This window comes from Fictibacillus phosphorivorans (genome assembly GCF_001619875.1).
GTDB classification, from domain to species: domain Bacteria; phylum Bacillota; class Bacilli; order Bacillales; family Fictibacillaceae; genus Fictibacillus; species Fictibacillus phosphorivorans_B.
This window is the reverse complement of record NZ_LRFC01000024.1, coordinates 1-1926: the sequence shown is the minus strand read 5'-3', so window position 1 is coordinate 1926 and position 1926 is coordinate 1. Positions and strand designations below refer to the sequence as shown.

Below are 1926 nucleotides of genomic sequence, written 5' to 3'. Positions count from 1 at the left end.
CAAGCACTCATCGAGTACAACGGTTTAAATCCTCAAGAGTGGTTGATCTTTAAAAAAGTAGCGAAAGAATTTCATTTAGTGCATCGAGTAAAAGGAACAAAGAGAGTGATATCAGCTTAATTTAGTTCCTGTATAAGGGGGGATACGATGCCCGAAAGTTACCCTTTTCCAACTTATTCAGGGTTATTAGAACCGGAACACTACAACAAAATAGGATCAGCAATATGGCTTTTTCTCTGGTGCGTTAGCTCTACGACGAAAGAAGTTGAAAGAGACGGAGTAAACTGGGGCATCGTTCTTGGAAATAAGCCAATGAAGATTCCTGAACTTGCAGAAATATTTGGGGTTAACGAAAAGACAGTAAGACGATGGTTAGGAGCTCTTGAACAACATGAGTATATAAAGATTACAAGAGCTCCATACGGTTTGATTTTATCCGTTAAAAACTCGAAGAAACAGATAAAAAAGAGAATGGACAAAAATGTCCACTCTGAAACAGGAGAACGGACAAAAATGTCCGATGACCCGGCGAAAATGTCCAATCTCTCGGACAAAAATGTCCAATCTAATAAAGATATATTAAAAGATATATCAAAAGATATAAAAGACGTCGTTGTTGATACGCGCGAAGAAAAAGAAGAACCACCTAAAAAATACGACAATGTAGATCGCATAGCAGAATACTACATGGTGATACGCGGGAAACCCGGACAAGCTCCGAAGGTCTCCGATTACCAGAGTATCAGTGCGGTTCTATCAGCAGGGGTTGAAGTTGAAGAGGTTTTGCGCGGTGTAGACCAAGCGTTTGCTGATTATAAACCTCGTTATCCAGGAGATGAGATAAGCTCCTTCGGTTATTGCAAAAAAGTCATACTCGCCAATTTTTATAGCAATCGAGCAAGAGAGGAGGCTAATAATGAGCAAACCAAAATTCTCAGATATCCAGGAAGTGCTGCAAGATCTCAGACGAAAAAGCGAGAGTCAGTCACAGGCGGACAAGTCGGTCGGATCGGAAGAAGAAAGCCAGAAGCATGAATGCCTGAAATGCAAGGATAAGAGAATACTGATCTTTCGGGTCCACAAGGATACAAAGTGGATTGAGGATGAAAAAACACAATCCTCAATACCGGAGAGCATGGTTACGGAAGATGAATTTTACTCTGGCCTTGTCTGTCATCCTAAAGACGCTTGGGAATGGCGAGATACATTTTCACAACGGTGCGACTGCAGCATAACGAGAAAAATCCAAAAGATCATGAAATCCAGTGAGATCACTGAAGCATTTAAGAAAATGGCGTTTTCAAACTTTGAGCGTGATGGAATGCATGAGCTTATTCAAGAAGCGTATCAATGCGCTATTGATTATTACAGAGATTTTGACTGCATCAAAGGAGATCGATGTAACAGTATCTCTTTACTCGGTCAGCCAGGCTGTGGGAAAACACATTTGCTTACCGCAATTGCTAATAATCTGATTCACAAAAAACAAGTAAGCGTACTCTATTTTCCCTTTGTCGAGGGATTCAATGATCTGAAAGATAACTTTGATCTTTTGGAAGAAAAGCTAAGCAACATGAAAAGAGTGGATGTACTTTTCATCGATGATTTGTTCAAACCTGTAACAGCAGATTCGAAGGATGGCAGAAGACGTAAACCACGAGCAACAGAGTGGCAGATTGAGCAAATTTACGCTGTTATCAATTTCAGGTATCTCAATCATAAGCCGATGCTCATTTCTTCTGAGCTGAACGTGGACGAGCTCATAGATATTGACGAGGCATTAGGAACACGCATCTACCAGATGAGTAAAGATTATACCGTTGTCATTGAAGGAGATAGAAAGCTTTTAAACTATCGATTAGCTTAGGGGGCTTAATATATGGGGTCTTACTTAGGAAATGGAATTTACTTCTTTCCAGCTGAAAC

General features: G+C 40.3%; 3 protein-coding genes. All 3 read left to right on the top strand.

Features of this window, described 5'->3' with window-relative positions; translation table 11 throughout:
• Positions 1-9 precede the first annotated feature (9 nt).
• From AWM68_RS22145 to AWM68_RS13190, 3 genes are read left to right on the top strand one after another with little or no spacing between them, the layout of a single operon-like run.
• The gene (locus AWM68_RS22145; RefSeq protein ID WP_419865588.1) at positions 10-120 is read left to right on the top strand and encodes a DUF6906 family protein; all 111 of its coding nucleotides are present in this window, start codon (positions 10-12) and stop codon (positions 118-120) included.
• Positions 121-147: 27 nt separating this feature from the next.
• The gene (locus AWM68_RS13195) at positions 148-1035 is read left to right on the top strand and encodes a hypothetical protein (RefSeq protein WP_066242529.1); all 888 of its coding nucleotides are present in this window, start codon (positions 148-150) and stop codon (positions 1033-1035) included.
• Positions 917-1867, top strand: a complete 951-nt coding sequence (locus AWM68_RS13190; RefSeq protein ID WP_082820706.1) for an ATP-binding protein — start codon at positions 917-919, stop codon at positions 1865-1867. The genes AWM68_RS13195 and AWM68_RS13190 overlap by 119 nt, the downstream gene beginning before the upstream one ends.
• Positions 1868-1926 lie beyond the last annotated feature (59 nt).